We start from the raw sequence: 16,944 nt of genomic DNA on the forward strand, positions 1-16,944 counted from the left end.
GAAGGTGTAGAAACTCAGTATGCTACTTCTCTGTTCCCTGACAAATGACAAATGACAAATGACAACTTATCCACTTAGCTTAGCTTTAACCATGGCTTGAATCTTACGACCTTCAGCACGCCCTTTGAGTTTGTCCATGGCGAGTCCCATGACTTTCCCCATGTCTTTCATCGAACTTGCGCCAGTTTGGGTAATAATTTCATCCAGTACCGCTTCAATTTCCTGATCGGATAGTGGGGCGGGGAGATATTCTTCAAGTATGGCTAACTCTTTGGCTTCTTGTTCCGCCAAGTCTTCCCGTCCAGCGTTACGATACTGTTCCATTGAATCCCGACGCTGTTTGGCAAGTTGCGCTAAGAGTTCAAGTTCCTGAGTTTCGGTGAGCGTCTCTTGTCCTTGAGGGCGCAAGCTGACCTCTTTTTCTAGGATCAGCTTTTTGATACTGCGAACCGTTTCCAGCCGAATTTTATCTTTCGCCTTCATCGCGACTTTGATATCTTCAGAGATGCGGTCTTTGAGGCTCATTATGACGATTGAGGAAACAACTGATTAAATTATAAAGAGTAAACCGGGCGATCAACGGGATTGGCTCATTAGGATTTTAAGTTTAAGTTGAACAGCACTGAATTCATGCAAGCTAACTATAGTGTGTCAGATATTCAGCAGTTATTCGAGTTTCTCAAAAACCAAGGCACATTTCAGTTTCCCTCACTAGAGAATGGCTTATTTGCGGCGGCTCTATTAAAAAGTGACACCGAATACACCGACTATACCAGTGTCTGGGTACGAGATAATCTCTATATTGCTCACGCTCATTATGTTATGGGAGAGGTTAAAATTGCGCTGAAAACCGTTAAGGCGCTGATCAGCTATTTCAATAAGTATCGATGGCGTTTTATCAAGATTATTGAGGGCGAAGCTGACCCCCAGAATGTGATGGAGCGACCTCATGTTCGGTTTGATGGTAAAAATTTGGCGGAAATCAATCAAAAATGGGCGCACGCGCAAAATGATGCTTTGGGATTTTTCTTATGGTTTTACTGTCAATTGGCAACTCAGGGACTCCTGAATCCTGAAGCTGATGACTTCGCTGTTTTGACATTATTTCCCCATTACTTTCAAGCGATTCGCTATTGGCAAGATGAAGATAGTGGTCATTGGGAGGAAACGCGCAAACTAGAAGCGTCTAGTGTTGGCGGAGTTGTGGCGGGGTTAAAAGCCCTGCAAACCCTGCTCAATCAAAGAGAAAAGTGGTCTGAGATACAGGAGTGCGATCGCGCTTTCTCCCCATCTTTTTTAACTGAGCTAATCGCCCAGGGAGAATCAACCCTAGAAACGATTTTACCTGCCGAATGCATCCAACCGGAACCGAAAAAGAATCGACCATATGATACAGCATTATTGTTCCTGATTTACCCGTTACAATTGGTTCCCGAAGACACAGCAAGCATGACAGATTCTACCTTAGACTGCAACTTGGTATTACTGGAAAAGATAACCATATCATCGAGAAGATGACTCCTATGTTCCTAGTGATGCCACACCATTACTTTGGACACAAGCGAATTTAGCTGTGGCGCTGAATATGATGGAGACGAGTTTATCAGTCGGTGTGAAAAATTAAAGTTAACGGTTGAGATTAGGAAGGATCAGGGAACAGTAAGAGGGTCAGGGGAATTTACAAAGATTCATACAGTACCGTTTTGTTTTTTCCGACTACTTACTATTGATTAATTAAATCGTTTATTTTAATCAACATCTTCATCTTGTTCCCTCTGCCACTGGGTTAACACGTCACCCGGATTAAACCCACGATACTGAAGATAATTCCATAGTTTCCGCTTTGTTTTCGGATCAATATCATGAAAATCAGTAATTTTATACTTTCGCACCACCTTAGCTTTTAAACCATCCAGTTCTACCCCTTCTTCCTCCTCCTCCTCGGTTTGAGACTGCCAAATTTGTTCAAAAAAATCCGAATCAATTCCCTTATCTCGGCATTTACGTTTAATGACTATTTTGCCATATTTGCCTCGATAGGACGTGATCATGCTTTCGACAAAACGAGTATCCGATTGATAATTAAGGCGTTGCAGATTCTCAATAGATTCAGTAATATCCTGGGCATCAAAGCCTTTAGCTTGTGCTTTTTGAGTGAGTTCAAAAACACTATATTCTCGACGGGCTAAAAGTTTACAGAAATAGTCAATACAATTCATTGATTGTCAGGATTAAATGGGTGGACACAATTAAAGTTAACGGCTGAGATTAGGGAAACCCCTTTCATAAGTAGGGGTTGCTGAATAAGTCTTGTAGTGGGGTAGGGAGCTGGGGAAGCAGAGGGAGCAGGGGGAGCAATGATACATTTTCCCTGATAGCGGTGCAAGGGTATGAAAGGGTTTTACCTTATGTTCTTGAAGATGAGCCAATGTCCATGCTACTCAAAGCCTTGATAGATAAGGGTTTTGGGGTTGTGCAGCAAGCCCTAAGTAGGTGGGGGCAATTAAAGTTAACGGTAGGAATTATCATTTGCCATTTGTCACCAAACCCTCTTTTATAGTACATTTGTTCGGGGGGGCTTCTGTCAAACAAATCATTGGTCTGCGAGTCATGACCATCTCTGGCTGACCTAAGAAGAGAAAGCCGTTATTTTTGAGTCCAAAATGAAAGCGAATCAGAATGGTTATTTGAATGTCTGATTTGAAGTACATTAGGGCATTGCGGCATACCAGCAAATCGATTTTAGACATGGGAGCATCCTCTACCAGGTTGTGACGAGCGAAGATGATCGTGCGGTAAAGTTGTCGATGAAAGCTATAATCGCCTTGTTCGGTTTGCTCAAAGTATTTCTCCAGCAGATCAGCAGTAATTTCGCTGACGTCTCTCGGTTTATACGTGCCGTTTCGGGCTTGCGAGAGAGCATCCTTATCCCAATCGGTGGCAATAAATTGAAGGCGCTGTAAACAGGATTCGATGCCCAACACTTCCGCAAATAGGATAATGAGGCTATAGACTTCCTGCCCAGACGCACAGGCGGCACTCCACACTCGAATCGATTCATCGGGCTGTTTGCTGGCGATGATTTTGGGGATGAGTTCGTTGGCTAGGTACTCCCAGGAGGCGCGATCGCGAAAAAAGCTGGTCAGGTTAATTAAGACCGTGTTTAATAGAGGGATATATTCCTGCGAATGGCGCTGCAAATAGTGCAAGTAGTCTGCATAGCTGTCAATTTTTAACTGCCGCATCCGAACATGGAATCGGCGCTCTAAGCTGGAACGCTTGTACCCGGTCAAGTCGCAGCCACGGCTGTACTTGAGATGCTCTAATAACGTTTCCAATTCCCACTCTGCTGCGGACATAAGCTGTCTCCCACCAATAAACTGGAGTATTTTGCCTCCCTTGAGACTTGCCAAACAAGATTTGCCGATGGCGCACTCAAGAATGTCCGATAACCTTCACTAGATTTGAGTCTAGCGATATCTCCAGTTTTGTTCAAGCAATGTACTTAGGCTCTGCTGCAGGGAGTTTTGTGGTGAGGGGAGGGAACAGTAAACAGTGAACAGTGAACAGTGAACAGTGAATAGTGAATAGTGAATAGGGAATATAAGTAGCCCTTGCCCAAATACCACTTTGGCGGAGCCTGCTGAAGAAGGAACGTATCGCGCTATCTTTGCAATAGAAAATCTTATCGGCTGAAACCACTGCTAAATCAAGGTTTCATCGATTATACATAAGTAGGGCGCGTCAAAAACGGCGGAAAGCAGTTTTTTTGGGTTGGGAGAACTTCAGATTACAGCGCTGGTATCCTAGATCCCCGACTTCTCTAAGAAGTCGGGGATCTGGCTTGAAGGGAACGGGAAGGGGAACAGTAAAATTTGACGCTTGTTAGAATTTAAGTCCAGGTAATTAGTGCGGAAACTACGCCAATCTGGGGATAACAGCTTACATAGCGACCGCGTTTATTTTTCGCCTATTTACTCCAATCACCAAAAATTTATGCCACGCTATATGTAGAGCTTTTAAAAGATGTAAGCTATCAGCCACAAGAGGTAACAATAAAATTAATCGCGTATGAGTGAACAATCCACCCTCAACCCCACATCTACCACAGACCCGGTTAAAAAACCGGAACCCAATCAAAAATCCCATGAGTGGTGGCGTAGTGCCGTTATCTATCAGGTCTATCCCCGCAGCTTCATGGATAGTAACGGCGACGGTATCGGTGATCTGAAGGGGATCATGCAAAAATTAGACTATATCGCCTCCCTTCGCGTTGATGCCGTTTGGATTTCCCCGTTTTTCAAGTCCCCGATGAAGGACTTTGGTTATGATATTTCTGACTATCGTGCGATCGAACCCATGTTCGGCACGATGGAAGATTTCCAGCATCTCCTGAATAAGGCACATGATTTGGGGTTAAAGGTACTCATTGATCAAGTCTGGAACCATACCTCAAACGAACACCCTTGGTTTCTAGAGAGTCGCAGTAGTCACGACAATCCCAAAGCCGACTGGTATGTCTGGGCGGATGCCAAACCCGATGGAACACCCCCCACAAACTGGCTTTCCACCTTTGGCGGAAGTGCGTGGACATGGGACCCGAAACGGGAACAGTATTACCTGCACAACTTCCTCGCCGAACAGCCGGATTTAAACTGGTATAACCCGGAAGTTAGACAAGCCATTCTGGATGTAGCCCGGTTTTGGTTAGATATGGGGGTCGATGGATTCCGTCTAGATGTGGTGAACTTCTTTGCCCATGACCGCCAATTACGGGATAATCCACCCCGACCCAAAAATAGGAAACGTCCAGCCGGGGCAGATGCCCACGATCCCTTTTTCTCCCAATGGAATAAATATAATTTCTGCCAACCGGAAACCTTAGAATTTCTCGAACCAATTCGGGAATTGATGGATCAATATCCCGGAACCATGACGTTAGCTGAAATTAGTTCGGCTGAAGATACGGTGGTTACGTCCAGTGAATATGTTAAAGGAGAGAAACGCTTACATACTGCCTATAACTCAGCCTTGATGCACGATGAACCGTTGAGTTATCAGCGAGTGCGGGACATGATTGAGCAGGTAGAAAGCCATTTCCAAGAGGGCGTCATCTGCTGGACAGGAGGAACCCATGATTTTCCCCGACTGAAAAGTCGCTGGTTGAAGTTTCTGATTGATGATAAATTTACCCACGCCGTCTTTGACCATCTATTTATCGCGCTCCAGCTTTCCTTGCGGGGAGGGTGCTGTATTTATCAAGGGGATGAACTTGGCTTAACCCAAGCCACGATTCCCTTTGAAAAAATGCAAGACCCCTTTGGACTCGCCGGGTATCCGTCAATTTTGGGTCGAGATGGGTCACGCACCCCTCTCCCTTGGCACAAAGATGCGCCTAATGCTGGCTTTACCACAGCAGAAGAACCCTGGCTACCCATTCCCGATGAACATCGCGACCAAGCGATTGATCAACAGGATCACGAACGGATGTCTCTGCTGAATAAATATCGCCGTTTGATTCATTGGCGCAAGAAACAGCCAGCGTTACTGAAGGGGGATTTAACCCTATTGGATACAGAGGAACCGTTACTCGGGTTTACTCGCCAATGTGATGAACAAAACCTGATTTGTCTGTTTAATTTAAGTCCAATACCTGTGCATTATGATTTATCGCCCTACCCCAACTGTTATCGAGCCGATGAGTCTGATTTTATCAACCGACGGTATAACGGGGTGGTAGAAATTCCCGGCTATGGCGTTTATTTTGGGAATTATTCGCCGGAAACTGAATAGCGTTTAATTGCCAATGGCGATAACAAAGGGAGGATTCGTGGAGATTCTCCCTTTTTATTCAGAAATACGTTTTGACCAAGTTATATAGCACTACGCACTAAGGTTAGGACATATCCAGAAAAATTCAAATCGCTTGACCCTGAGCGACTTGTACCGAGCGAAGTCGAGGTAAGTCGAGGTGTTGCCTATTGCCTATTCCCTGGCGCGTAGCGCTATAGTAGATTGGGTAGAGCGTAAGCGTTACCCAACAGAGATTAAAAAACCTTACCTACAAAAGGGAAACAAAGTAGGGGCGCATAGATGTGCGCCCTTACCAACGCCGAAAAACTGACTACCCCCGTTTTGGTAGGGACAAGACAAAGGGCACAAGGCAAAGAGTAGGGATGCAAGGTATAGAAATAATAACTGTTTAGACAAACATAATATCAATCCAATAATTCATCCACTGCTACACTAAATCATTGTAATACCTCCTGTGTCCTGGCGACCTCACCCTTACCAAACCATAACTTTTGAGTTTGAGTCAGCACAAATATTAAGCGATTCTCTGGTAAAACTAACCAAACTTCCTGACAACCTGACTCCAAATACTCAGTCGCCTTTGCCCAAAAATCCTCAACTAAGTCAGTCGGGGAAGCCACTTCAGCAATTAACGGAAAACTGACAGGAAGTACCTCAAACTCACCATACTCTTCAAGCAATTCGCGAGTGATATAAGCAACATCGGGACGCCGCCCTTGCTTGTTAGTACGACAGGGGGCTTCTGTCAATACCTCTCCCCCTTTCTCACTGGAGATTTTATAACTTCTCCAGTAATAATCTAATCTGGATTGAGTGACACTGTGCTTAAACGTCATGCCATTTTTCTCAACAAGTTTACCATTAATCCACTCCATGCGATCGGGAGGATTTTGCATATAGTCTTCCAAGGAGAAAACTTGTTGTCCAACAGGAATAGTCACCATATCTGCTTACTTTCCTTGTGTAACAATTACAATTGACAGATAACTTAATCTAGGAGCGATTTTCTGTCGCTTCAACCAGTTCCGCCATAGAACAATTCAACATCTCGATCAAGCGCTGAACCTGAGCCACCGTCAAGCGAGGTGGATTTGAACTCGTCTCCCACACGTAGATTGTTTTTTCCGTCACTCCCAACTCCATCGCTACTTGTCGGCGAGTTAAGCCAGCACGGTTTCGCAATTCCATCAAAGTTACTTGATTACTTGCTTCAGTCATTATATACTGAACGGTAATTACTATATGGTATAGATAAAACGGTAAAAACAAGAGATACACTAAAGAGCAGACGACTCGGAAAGCAATCGCCCCTAGACCTTCTGAGTTACCCGTTCTTTCCTCAGTGTCTCACCTTGTTCACCCGTTCTTGTCAATTACGACAGTGAGTCTATACCGCATCAGAAGCCAGCGCCTCGACCGACCAAGTTTCCGCGCTGGCTCTGGCTCCCTCATACAAGGGATAGCACAAAATATTCAAGTTAACTAAGGGAGTTGGGTTTCGTTCCTCAACCCAACCTACTTGCTTCTGTTACCGTTTTAGGTAAGGTGGGCAAGAATTTCCTACGTTGAAAAGCTGCAAAAATAAATTGATTCATCTTGCCCACCCTACAGTTACTATTACTATAGAAATGTAGCAGACAACGTCTCTACACAACTAGAATTAAATAATCCCCGATCCTAAAGCCTTGCGCTTCAATACCACAACCCGAGGACGCGCTCCTTTATCTAAGGTGAAATCTAAACCTGCTCGAAAAATTTCTGGCATATAATATCGCGGCGTATCATCTTTAGCTCTGTCTTCATAAACCACTCCGATTTCTTCCAGCATACTTAACGTTGAGGGTTCGATCTCAAAATTATCTAAGGTGAATGGGATTCGCATTTCTTTTGGATCTTTAAACTGGAGAGTATCAACCCATGTTCTAAAGGCAGGATATTCCTCTTTGGCTTCTTTTACTTTCTTCTTACTACAAGGTTCCAAAGCACGACGAATCGCTTGGGGTGGTAAGAGACGGCTGGTAGACCACTTTTCAAATTGAACTTCTTTGGCATTTTCTATGGTTTCATCAGCAGCATGATATAAGAAGCGCACAATATCTCTAGCTTGTAGCCTTCCCTTAAAATCAGTCAGAGCAGCAAATACCCAATTCGGTGTATAAGCTTCTTTTGACTTATCAGAACCCAGCTTTTTGCCCCATAAATTTTCCAGTTTTTCAATGAGATGTTCGCGAGTCATGCTATCTAGTTCTGATTCATCGGCATCGATGACTTGCGCTTGACTGCAAACCCAAAAAACTAGATTCATAAAAGAATCAGCATCCCAATATAAATCATAAGACCCGTAGAGATTTTCAAATTGAGATAAATTCTGGGTGATGGCGTAACGGACAAAATCACGCCGGATAAAAATAATTAAGCCTAAGTTATTTTTTCTAATTTCTGATAACCGGGCTGGTAGACGAATCAGAGACTCAATCGCGGCTTGCTGGATTGAACTAGAAGATGCGTCAGAAAAAATATCTTCTAGTCCATCAAATAAAAAGATTACCCGCAATGATTTCTGCTTCAGGTTATTGTTAACATCATTAAAACTCCAATAGTCCTTTGTTTCTGGATCAAGACCGACAATTCTGGCAATCTCTTTAATCCAAAATTGTGTCCATTCCTGCTTACCCCAGTTTGGGTTGGCAAGTGCTGATTCAATCTTATCGTTATATTCTGACTGAGAAAACTCTGAAAAACTATTACCTGAAGCAGATATCACTTCATTTCTTGCCTCTTGAATAATTTTAATGGCATTATCTCGAAGATTCAGTGATTGCAGCATAGGAAATATATAAGTTTTCTCCGCTGACTCATTTGTTTCACCCAAAACCCGCTGAATAAAGTTCTCCCAATATTTTAAACGGGACAACTGAATATAGTTAAACGTTTTACCTGAACCTTTGGAGCCAATTGAAACGACACGCGGTAACTCATCCCGAAAAGTCGTGGCTAAGTTTTTCAACGGTTCAGTGACTAACAAGTCCTCTCCCTGTCCACTTTCAGCATATTCATACTGCTGACACACATCTCGGAGACGACGCACTGCTGCCAAGGGATCAGAGTTCTGAGTTGTTGGTAAATCTGAGCGCTGTTCTTTCGGTTTGATTAACTGACTCTCTGCCCACTCCTGAGCCACTTTCATGACTGAAGTAGGGCTAAGTTTTGAACGAGCATCCTCCCAATTATTCAAATAAAGTAATTCCTGGGTAAAATCAGTTTCCTTGATGTTTAAACGAGTTTGATAAATATCACCTTGAGACTGAACATAAGCCGCCTGAAATCTAGATAAAGCTTCGTCAAAAGCAGGAAGTGATTTAAGTTCGGGTGTGAGCAGAGTAATCAATACTAGAGGATCATAGTAGTTTTCCTCTTCAACATCTGTCTCCGGAGGAGCGGTGTGACTTAACTGCTGCAAGACTAAACTCGAACCATTGACTGATTGATCATTAATTGTGGTTACGATAAACCGTTGAATTCTCGGATCAAAAATAATCGGACTGGAAATTTCACTTAAGCCCGAACGCAGGTCAATGAGTACATAATCTGCATTTACAGCCCGACCTAATTGAGATAAAGCATTGCCAAATTCCCATGCTCCATCGATAGTTCTGACTAAATGTTCGGGTAGAATAGGTGTATCGAGTAATTCGCGATCGCCCAGACAAGCTGGAAGAAAATAAGTTGTCGATTTACCATCCCGTTTAGGAGATTTTTTTAGCTCTTTCGCAAAAAAGGAAAGCACTCGCTCTGGTTCCAGAGCTGAAGCATGATAAGCCTCCAGAAAATTAATGAAAGAAACCGTAGGTTGTTGTTTTTCAGCGCGATTCCAGTAGGTTAAACCCGGTGCTTCTAAATCAGCATCGACGACTAAAAATGTTTTAGCTTGATTGAGTTCTCTGGCTCGCTCAAGTAAAGCAAAAAGATGGGCGGCTAAGTGCAAGGTTCTGCCTACCCCTCCTTTAAAAGAATAAAAGGCAACTAATTGTGGGCTTGTACTGGGATAGGCTTCTGGAATATGGAGATTTTTTGGAACTTCAGTCTCTGGCTCACCATTATTTTGCAAGTAAGCTACTTCTTCCCAGAAGGGGCGAATCGGAATATCGGTATCGCCACTTTCTTCCTCCTGAATAAACTCTACAGGTAAAATTTCCTCACCCAAATCCAGTTGAATTAAATCATCGTCTTGTTGATACCAATCTCCAAACCATTCTTTGAGAGCTTGCTTGGCATTATCTAGATAATCCTCAGACCATAAGCCAATTTCTATAGCATCAGAAAAACTATTAATTCTGACAATTCCCTCTGGCAGTTTGCTTCCATAGTTTGTTTCTCGACGAATAACTCGTCGCACATCCAACCAGGTCAAGAGTCTCATCGCTTTCATGTATTTCTTAATTCTCCTTTAATCCACTCAGCTATCTGAAACAGCATTAATTCTAAATCTTTATCTTGGATTTGAGCATTGTTTTCAAAACTATGACCATATCTCCAGAGTTGGTTAATTTGATCGGATGTCAAGTTTCTTTGTTGAGGAGAGCCTTGAATTTTAATATCTTTTAGCCGAATCTGAACAGGTAGCCTCAAACTCCCCTTGACTCCCAACGTATCTAGTAACCGATTGATGTCATGCCCAAATTCAGCAATACTGGCATCAGTACAGTCTCTCTGGCGTCGGCGCATCAGAATTGCCTTGAGTCCACACTCAACCGCGTAAAACAATAGCAGACGATGAGGATTGGTTCTGGGGGTTTTGCTGGACGAAGCCGATAGGTTTTCTCGCCAAGCTTTTTCTATTTCTCGGCGTGTAAATTGGATCACGTTACCCTTTAACGCTACAGTCAATCACTCCAATTTGAGTCTAGTTTAGTGTGGTGTGATAAACAGGCAGCAGTTTTTTTGTTAAAGAGGTAAACAGGGAATAGGGCATGATCAAAAATGAGGAGATTAATTCACGCGCCATGCCCAAGTCAAATCAAATCGGAATTTCAATCACAAACTCTGTCCCTTGACCCGGTGTGGAATTACAGGTAAACGTTCCGCCATGTTTTTCAACAATGATTTGATAGCTAATTGACAATCCTAAACCCGTACCTTTCCCCGGAGGTTTAGTGGTAAAAAAAGGCTCAAAGATTCGCTGTTTCAGTTCCTCATCTATTCCCGGTCCGTTATCGATAATGCGAATAACCGCACACGCCCCAGATTTCCCATTATCAATTAATTCTGTGCGAATCCAGATGGATGGCATCATAGTTTGCTCACTGTCCCCATTCGCGGGTTGAGAACGCATATCTTTTAGGGCATCAATGGCATTACACAGCACATTCATAAATACCTGATTTAACCCACAAGGATAACAAGTAACTAAAGGCAGTGTGCTATAATCCTTGAACACTTTAATTTCTTGCTTGTTTCCTTTGGATTTTAAACGATAGTAGAGCATGACTAGGGTGCTATCTAGCCCTTGGTGAATATCTATCGATTGCTCTTCGTCTGCTCCAGATAGAGTTTTGAGGGAATAAACAAGTTGGCGCAGACGTTCAGCCCCCATTTGCATAGATGATAGGGTTTTGGGAAAGTCTTCAAGTACAAACTCTAAATCAATTTCTTCTACTTCCTGTTGAATTTCTGGTGCAGGTTGAGGATTATATTTGCTGTAGAGTTGGAGTAAATTTAATAAGTCTGTGGTATACTGTTGAGCATGAGGAAAATTGTTACATAAGAAATTAACCGGATTATTAATTTCGTGGGCAACTCCAGCCAGTAATTTACCTAAAGTGGAAAGATGTTCTTTTTCGATCAACTGTTGTTGCGTCTGGCGCAGTTGATTTAATGTCTCCTCCAGTTGTTCGGCTTGGGCTTTATATTTTGCTTGAGATCGCCGCAAGGATTCTTCGGTAACTTTGCGCTGGGTGATATCGGTGACGAATCCTTCATAGTAGAGTAAATTCCCGTCGCGATCGCGCACCGCCCTAGCATTCTCACAAATCCAGATGATCTGCCCATCTTTTCGATACACCTGGGATTCAAAGTCTGTAACTGAATCGTGCGATCGCAGTTTCTCAATAAAGTCCCGGCGTCGATCCGGATTGACATAGAGTTGTTGTCCAATGTCGGTTAGCGTTTCCAATAGTTCAACTGGGGATGCATAACCATAAATCTTTGCTAGCGCTGGATTGCAGTCAATAAAATGCCCGTCTGGAGTGGTTTGAAAGATGCCCTCGACGGCACCCTCAAACATGCTGCGATATTTCCTTAGGGCTAACTCCATATCTTGACGTTCTGCAATTTGAGTCGCTAATTCCTCATTCAACACTTCTAACTGCCGAGTTTGCTTAACCAAATTAGGACACAAGGGGTTGTCTGACTCCGACCAATCAGGTGGACTGTTAACTAAACGGTCGCTGCTGGGAAGTAACATGGGGTATTGCTAAGCTTATCTGGGCATTACTACTAGCTTCTAGGATTCGGATCACGCTATCAGTGATATGTAGTCCGCAATACTTGTGATTTCAATCACTAAATTGAGTGAGATGAGTTACGTTAAGCGCTACGTGTCTCGACTGCCCTTGATTGTACGGACTGTTGCCAAAAATTGACTCAGGAACGGTAACCCGCCAATAGCAGGTAAAAAGTAACGCGAGGTACACAACAATCCCAAGGCGGCGGCAGTTGCGGGATCTAGATAGTCCTGATAAAACAATACTAATGCGGCATCGCGTGTGCCAACTCCGGCAAAGGTTAGAGGTAACAATCCGGCTAAAATGGCGAGGGGAGACAAGGCGAGATTGACTAGAAATGGAGTCGTCGCCTTCAGCGCTAGGATAAAAAACCAAATTTGTAATAAGTGTAAAAACCAAATAAAAATCGACGTTCCAGTAATTTTGAGAAGCTGACGTTGATCGCGCCAAAAATAGTCATGCATGTCGCCCCAAGAGCCTTGCATTGTTTCTAGTTTGGAGCGCATTTTTTTGGGGGCAATCTTGCGAGCCACGATAAAGAAAAAATAAGCAAATTTTCGAGACGCCAAGAGACAAATTCCCAAGATTAAACCCATTCCAACCGCCGTCGTCATCAGCCAAAATAGCCAATCTTTCGGTTGATAGAGTAATAAACCAAAAACACACCATAACAGCAGGGATAACAGATCACAAGCCTTTTCAAAAATTACCAGCGATAGCGAAAGAGTCCCACTCAAATGACCACGCTGTTTCATGAAATAGGCTTTGGCAATATCCCCCATCTTGGACGGCAGCACCATATTTAAAACACTTGCCGCTAAGATTAACCGATTTGCCTCAAAAAAGCCCAAGCGAGATCCACTGGGCATGAGTTGTTGCAACCGCCAAGAGGTGAATAAGGTTAAGGGAACAACCATTCCCAAGCTTACAGGCATCCAGACGCGATCGCTATTTTGAAAAACGGCAACGAGTTCGGGAAAATCAATTTTTGAGTAAATCACCCCCAGGATGATTAGGCTGACAGCGATTGAAATTAGTCGTTTCATAAATTAATTATTAGTCTTATGTCATTAGTTATTAGTCTTATGTCACAGAACAGTGAACTTAGACTCATGATTCCTACTTTTAAAATTTTCGCTCTAATCGCAGCCATTCATAAGCATCTAGTTTCTTAACCTCATTGGTTAAATCTAACCAGGGCTGTAATTGTCCCCGTTGAAACGTGCGACTCATAACCACATAAATCGAAGTTTGATCGCCTCCTATTCCGGCAGCAATCACGTCTTTCCAGGACTGAGCTTGCAACTCATCGGTGATATGCCACTGTCCATTTTTCCACTCGATCAAGCGACGGAAGTGGAACGGAGCTTTTTGTTTGCCTGTAATTAGCATTTTTTGTAAGAGTTTGCGGATTAAGTTGGGAAAAAAGCGACCCACGGTGAGCATGACAACTCGCAAAATTAGTAAATTTGTGGGGGTCATTTGTTTCTGTTTTGCCCACCCCAACTCTCCTTCAATCATAATTTCATTTTCCTCAACTTTGACTTGATAGGTATCAACTAAATGACCGACAGCATTTTTTATCTTTTTACCCGTTAGGACTTGCAATGAAAATTGAGTGTCAGAGGCGACTAAACGCTTGTCCTGAAACAGTTTAAATACTCCCCCTTTGTTTAAGGCTAAATACAGTTCCGTATTTTGGCGACGGTCAATTAAAACTTGTGCGTCCTTAAACCAAACTCGACCGGGAGAACGGGGAGTGGGTTCAGGTCGAGTTGACACAAAATCGCGCCATGTGAGTAAATAGTTCCAGGTATGGTGACCAATAATGTGATCGTCAGCATAGCAAGGAGCCAGTCCATTTGCCAGTCCAACCATGAAGCGATCGTTAATTTCTAGGGCTTGGGGATACCACTGTCCCACCAGTTCAAAACCATGGGGAAAGAAATTGTACGTATTGCGACTGGTATATTCTCCCCCATAAGAGCCATCCGGATGCACAAATTCTGCGGCTAAATTAACTGCTTTGATTAATGCTTCTTTCAGCCGGGGATCAGGTCTGAGTTGATAAATCCGCGCTAAACACGAAATCGTTAACGTATGGTAACCGGGATCACAACCTTCGTACTCAATAAACCAACCTTCGGGGTTTTGCCAGGATAATACCTGTTCTAAACGTTGTACTCTAGCTCTATCCCATTGGGTTGCTTGTAATAGATTAGACAGTAAGTCTAGACACAAAACAATTAACGCTTGGTGATTAGTCAGGCGTCCACTTTCTTGATGATGGGCTAGCCAATCGGCTCGTTGTTCAAAAAACTTTAAAGCAATTGGATTATTTAACCCTAATTCTTGATAACTGTCAATACAGGCAAGTAGGGAAAATGCCGCTGCGCCTCCGGCTCGTTCATAAGGGAAATAATCATCGCAAGACCCATCCGGATGAGCGCTTTTAGCCGCATAAAGAATTCCGGCTTCTACCCAATCTTGCATCGCTGGTTGTTGGTAGAAAGGATTATCGGATAATTGAGTATTATAAGCCAATGCCAGAGGCAGAACAAACTCCTGAGCCATTCCACTGGGGAAATCGATAATTTTATACTGCCAGAAGTTGCGGTCAAAACAGCCGTAGGTAGGACTGTGTGGGTTGCGGTCTAGCAGGGTAAGGAGTTTGGGTATTTGGGCAAGGGCTTCGCGGGCAAACAGGTCTTTATTCATTGTCTTATGTCATTTGTCATTTGTTTGTTATACTCTTCAATATCAGCGCGTCGCCGCCGCAGTTGAATATCTTCTAGCAGCTTGCGATTCACCGCCATCAAGTCAGCAATTAATCCAAACATCCACAGTTGAAAGCCAATCAGAATTAAAATGGCGGCGACAATTAAGCTAGGCGCACGACTTCTATCCGGATCAAATACCACCAACCAACGCACGCACAGAATCAACCCTAAACCGAAAGGAAGCGTCCCCAGAACAATGAAGAACTGGAGCGGTTGATAGGTCAGGAAAATGCGAATAATCGTAAGAATGGAGCGCTGGATATAAGCGGGAATACTCTTAACTAAACGGGACGGGCGCAGGAAATCATTGGTTCTAATTGGCACCGAAGCAATGGCAATGTTTTTCTGCCCCGCCTGAATAATCATTTCTAGGGTATAAGTATATTGGCTAAACACATTCAGTTGCAGCGCCGCATTCCGACTGATGGCGCGGAAGCCACTAGGAGCGTCAGGGATATTGGTTTTACTTGCGATTCGGACTACCCAGCTTCCTAATTTTTGCAAAAACTTTTTGGCGGGAGAAAAATGCTTAATTTGCTGGATGGGTCTAGCACCTATGACAATTTCTGCCTGACCCTGTAAAATAGGTTCGATTAGTTTGGGGATGTCTGCGGCACAGTATTGATTATCGGCATCCGTATTCACAATAATATCGGCTCCCGCCTTTAAACAGGCTTCTATCCCTGCCATAAACCCCTTGGCTAAACCCTGATTATGATCAAAGTTGACAATATGGTCAACGCCACAGGCTTTGGCAACTTCAACCGTTTGGTCGATACTACCATCATTGATAATCAGCCACTCTACTGTATCGACTCCAGGGACTTGGCGAGGAAGTTCTGACAGGGTTAGCCCTAGGGTTGCTTCTTCGTTATAACAAGGAATTTGAATGATTAATTTCATTGCACGTATCGCTAATACAGTTGAGTCATAAGATTAAAATACCGCTTCTTTCTGACAACTAAGTACCTAGACATAAATTCTGTACACTGTACTGATTTGGTATTTTGCTGGAAACCTTCTGCCCGGTTGGTGAGCGCGGCAACTGAGCCTGTCGAAGTTCAGTCGAGCCGCGCTCACGCCGAAGCCCTATCGAACCGGTTGGTGAGCCTGTCGAACCACTGCCTAGTCGCAACTATCCCGTTTATCCTTTGGCTCTAGCTTGCAGCCAGCCCCAACGCAGTACCCAAACGCCTGCTCCAATCAACAGGGCGGCTAAAAGTCCACCCACCCAAACCGGGATACCAACAGCAGGCAATACCCACCACCATACCGCCACAATATGTAACAGTTGAGCGCTGGTCATCTGGTCACCGGGCGGTGGTTCTCCGACTTGTCCTAGGACATCTCGAATATTTGTACTTAAGGCACTGCTAACCTGGCGATAGGCGGCGCCCCAAGCATTAAACAGAGGAGCATAGCTGGGCGAATCCCATAAGGCTCTGGCTCGGTTAATATATCCTCCATCAAGGGCTTCGGCATAGTAGCGTTGAAAATACGATACCAGGGTCGGGGCATTGGCGAGGAACCCGAGTACCGTCAAACCAATTAACCACTTCCACCACCTTTTCCCAATCAGTGCGACTAGCGCCATCAATCCTGGAAGTGCGGGAACTAAAAATCGAGGTCCCCAACTCCAACCGCCAAATTCCCACAAGGAATGAAGTAGCCAATACCCGCCAAATATGCCCACAATGGCTAAGGCTTCTAGGGGTTTAGATTTGAGAGCCTTGCGGAACCCAATAATTGCCAGAATCGTTGGCGGACAGTACCAGATTAACCCCCCTCCTGCGCCGGGACTCAAGATCAAACCGATGAATCGTTCTACCATTCCATCCAGGGTAAAT

Annotated in this window: 13 protein-coding genes and 1 pseudogene; 2 read left to right on the forward strand and 12 right to left on the reverse strand. The window is 43.9% G+C overall.

From position 1 onward, the window contains the following. Positions 1-66: 66 nt before the first annotated feature. Positions 67-525: a GatB/YqeY domain-containing protein gene (locus MC7420_RS20990; RefSeq protein WP_006102779.1), complete on the reverse strand. Its 459-nt coding sequence runs from the start codon at positions 523-525 to the stop codon at positions 67-69. A gap of 105 nt (positions 526-630) precedes the next feature. Here MC7420_RS20990 and MC7420_RS20995 point away from each other — a divergent pair, with 105 nt between their 5' ends. Then, a complete protein-coding gene (locus MC7420_RS20995) occupies positions 631-1,518 on the forward strand; it encodes a glycoside hydrolase family 15 protein (RefSeq protein WP_006102597.1) in 888 nt (295 codons plus the stop codon). Between the two features lie 230 nt (positions 1,519-1,748). Here MC7420_RS20995 and MC7420_RS21000 read toward each other — a convergent pair whose 3' ends face one another. Both MC7420_RS21000 and MC7420_RS21005 read right to left on the reverse strand, forming a co-directional pair. Then, positions 1,749-2,219, reverse strand: a complete 471-nt coding sequence (locus MC7420_RS21000; RefSeq protein ID WP_006102717.1) for a regulatory protein RecX — start codon at positions 2,217-2,219, stop codon at positions 1,749-1,751. Positions 2,220-2,525: 306 nt separating this feature from the next. Beyond that, entirely contained in the window at positions 2,526-3,359 is an 834-nt protein-coding gene (locus MC7420_RS21005) for a CheR family methyltransferase (RefSeq protein WP_006102776.1), read from the reverse strand. Between the two features lie 712 nt (positions 3,360-4,071). Between MC7420_RS21005 and MC7420_RS21010 the strand changes: the two genes are divergently transcribed. After that, the gene (locus MC7420_RS21010) at positions 4,072-5,793 is read left to right on the forward strand and encodes an alpha-glucosidase family protein (RefSeq protein ID WP_006102772.1); all 1,722 of its coding nucleotides are present in this window, start codon (positions 4,072-4,074) and stop codon (positions 5,791-5,793) included. Positions 5,794-6,251: 458 nt separating this feature from the next. On the opposite strand, the gene MC7420_RS21015 is transcribed toward MC7420_RS21010, so the two are convergent. The 9 genes and pseudogenes from MC7420_RS21015 to MC7420_RS21055 all read right to left on the reverse strand — a co-directional run. After that, a complete protein-coding gene (locus MC7420_RS21015) occupies positions 6,252-6,758 on the reverse strand; it encodes a Uma2 family endonuclease (protein WP_006102786.1) in 507 nt (168 codons plus the stop codon). Positions 6,759-6,807: 49 nt separating this feature from the next. Beyond that, positions 6,808-7,002: a helix-turn-helix transcriptional regulator gene (locus MC7420_RS21020; RefSeq protein ID WP_232231752.1), complete on the reverse strand. Its 195-nt coding sequence runs from the start codon at positions 7,000-7,002 to the stop codon at positions 6,808-6,810. Positions 7,003-7,474: 472 nt separating this feature from the next. After that, positions 7,475-10,243 (reverse strand): KGGVGR-motif variant AAA ATPase, encoded by a 2,769-nt coding sequence (locus tag MC7420_RS21025; RefSeq protein WP_006102694.1) that lies wholly within the window; start codon positions 10,241-10,243, stop codon positions 7,475-7,477. Beyond that, positions 10,240-10,677, reverse strand: a complete 438-nt coding sequence (locus tag MC7420_RS21030; protein ID WP_044208640.1) for a hypothetical protein — start codon at positions 10,675-10,677, stop codon at positions 10,240-10,242. Before MC7420_RS21030 ends, MC7420_RS21025 begins: the two co-directional genes overlap by 4 nt. 154 nt (positions 10,678-10,831) lie before the next feature. Continuing rightward, positions 10,832-12,277, reverse strand: a complete 1,446-nt coding sequence (locus tag MC7420_RS21035; RefSeq protein ID WP_232231753.1) for a sensor histidine kinase — start codon at positions 12,275-12,277, stop codon at positions 10,832-10,834. Positions 12,278-12,406: 129 nt separating this feature from the next. After that, positions 12,407-13,363 (reverse strand): lysylphosphatidylglycerol synthase transmembrane domain-containing protein, encoded by a 957-nt coding sequence (locus MC7420_RS21040; RefSeq protein ID WP_006102690.1) that lies wholly within the window; start codon positions 13,361-13,363, stop codon positions 12,407-12,409. 79 nt (positions 13,364-13,442) lie between these two features. Then, positions 13,443-15,035: a hypothetical protein gene (locus MC7420_RS21045; RefSeq protein ID WP_006102821.1), complete on the reverse strand. Its 1,593-nt coding sequence runs from the start codon at positions 15,033-15,035 to the stop codon at positions 13,443-13,445. Beyond that, positions 15,032-16,000, reverse strand: coding sequence for a glycosyltransferase family 2 protein (locus MC7420_RS21050; protein WP_006102628.1), 969 nt, complete (start codon positions 15,998-16,000; stop codon positions 15,032-15,034). Before MC7420_RS21050 ends, MC7420_RS21045 begins: the two co-directional genes overlap by 4 nt. 241 nt (positions 16,001-16,241) lie before the next feature. Continuing rightward, positions 16,242-16,944 (reverse strand): annotated as a pseudogene (locus MC7420_RS21055) (hypothetical protein); the annotation flags it as partial.

This window comes from Coleofasciculus chthonoplastes PCC 7420, from assembly GCF_000155555.1.
Lineage (GTDB): Bacteria > Cyanobacteriota > Cyanobacteriia > Cyanobacteriales > Coleofasciculaceae > Coleofasciculus > Coleofasciculus chthonoplastes_A.

Excerpts from the sequence above, each read along its gene's own strand:
- MC7420_RS20990 (WP_006102779.1), bottom strand. The coding sequence starts at position 525 with ATGAGCCTCAAAGACCGCATCTCTGAAGATATCAAAGTCGCGATGAAG.
- MC7420_RS20995 (WP_006102597.1), top strand. The coding sequence starts at position 631 with ATGCAAGCTAACTATAGTGTGTCAGATATTCAGCAGTTATTCGAGTTT.
- MC7420_RS21000 (WP_006102717.1), bottom strand. The coding sequence starts at position 2,219 with ATGAATTGTATTGACTATTTCTGTAAACTTTTAGCCCGTCGAGAATAT.
- MC7420_RS21005 (WP_006102776.1), bottom strand. The coding sequence starts at position 3,359 with ATGTCCGCAGCAGAGTGGGAATTGGAAACGTTATTAGAGCATCTCAAG.
- MC7420_RS21010 (WP_006102772.1), top strand. The coding sequence starts at position 4,072 with ATGAGTGAACAATCCACCCTCAACCCCACATCTACCACAGACCCGGTT.
- MC7420_RS21015 (WP_006102786.1), bottom strand. The coding sequence starts at position 6,758 with ATGGTGACTATTCCTGTTGGACAACAAGTTTTCTCCTTGGAAGACTAT.
- MC7420_RS21020 (WP_232231752.1), bottom strand. The coding sequence starts at position 7,002 with ATGGAATTGCGAAACCGTGCTGGCTTAACTCGCCGACAAGTAGCGATG.
- MC7420_RS21025 (WP_006102694.1), bottom strand. The coding sequence starts at position 10,243 with ATGAAAGCGATGAGACTCTTGACCTGGTTGGATGTGCGACGAGTTATT.
- MC7420_RS21035 (WP_232231753.1), bottom strand. The coding sequence starts at position 12,277 with ATGTTACTTCCCAGCAGCGACCGTTTAGTTAACAGTCCACCTGATTGG.
- MC7420_RS21040 (WP_006102690.1), bottom strand. The coding sequence starts at position 13,363 with ATGAAACGACTAATTTCAATCGCTGTCAGCCTAATCATCCTGGGGGTG.
- MC7420_RS21045 (WP_006102821.1), bottom strand. The coding sequence starts at position 15,035 with ATGAATAAAGACCTGTTTGCCCGCGAAGCCCTTGCCCAAATACCCAAA.
- MC7420_RS21050 (WP_006102628.1), bottom strand. The coding sequence starts at position 16,000 with ATGAAATTAATCATTCAAATTCCTTGTTATAACGAAGAAGCAACCCTA.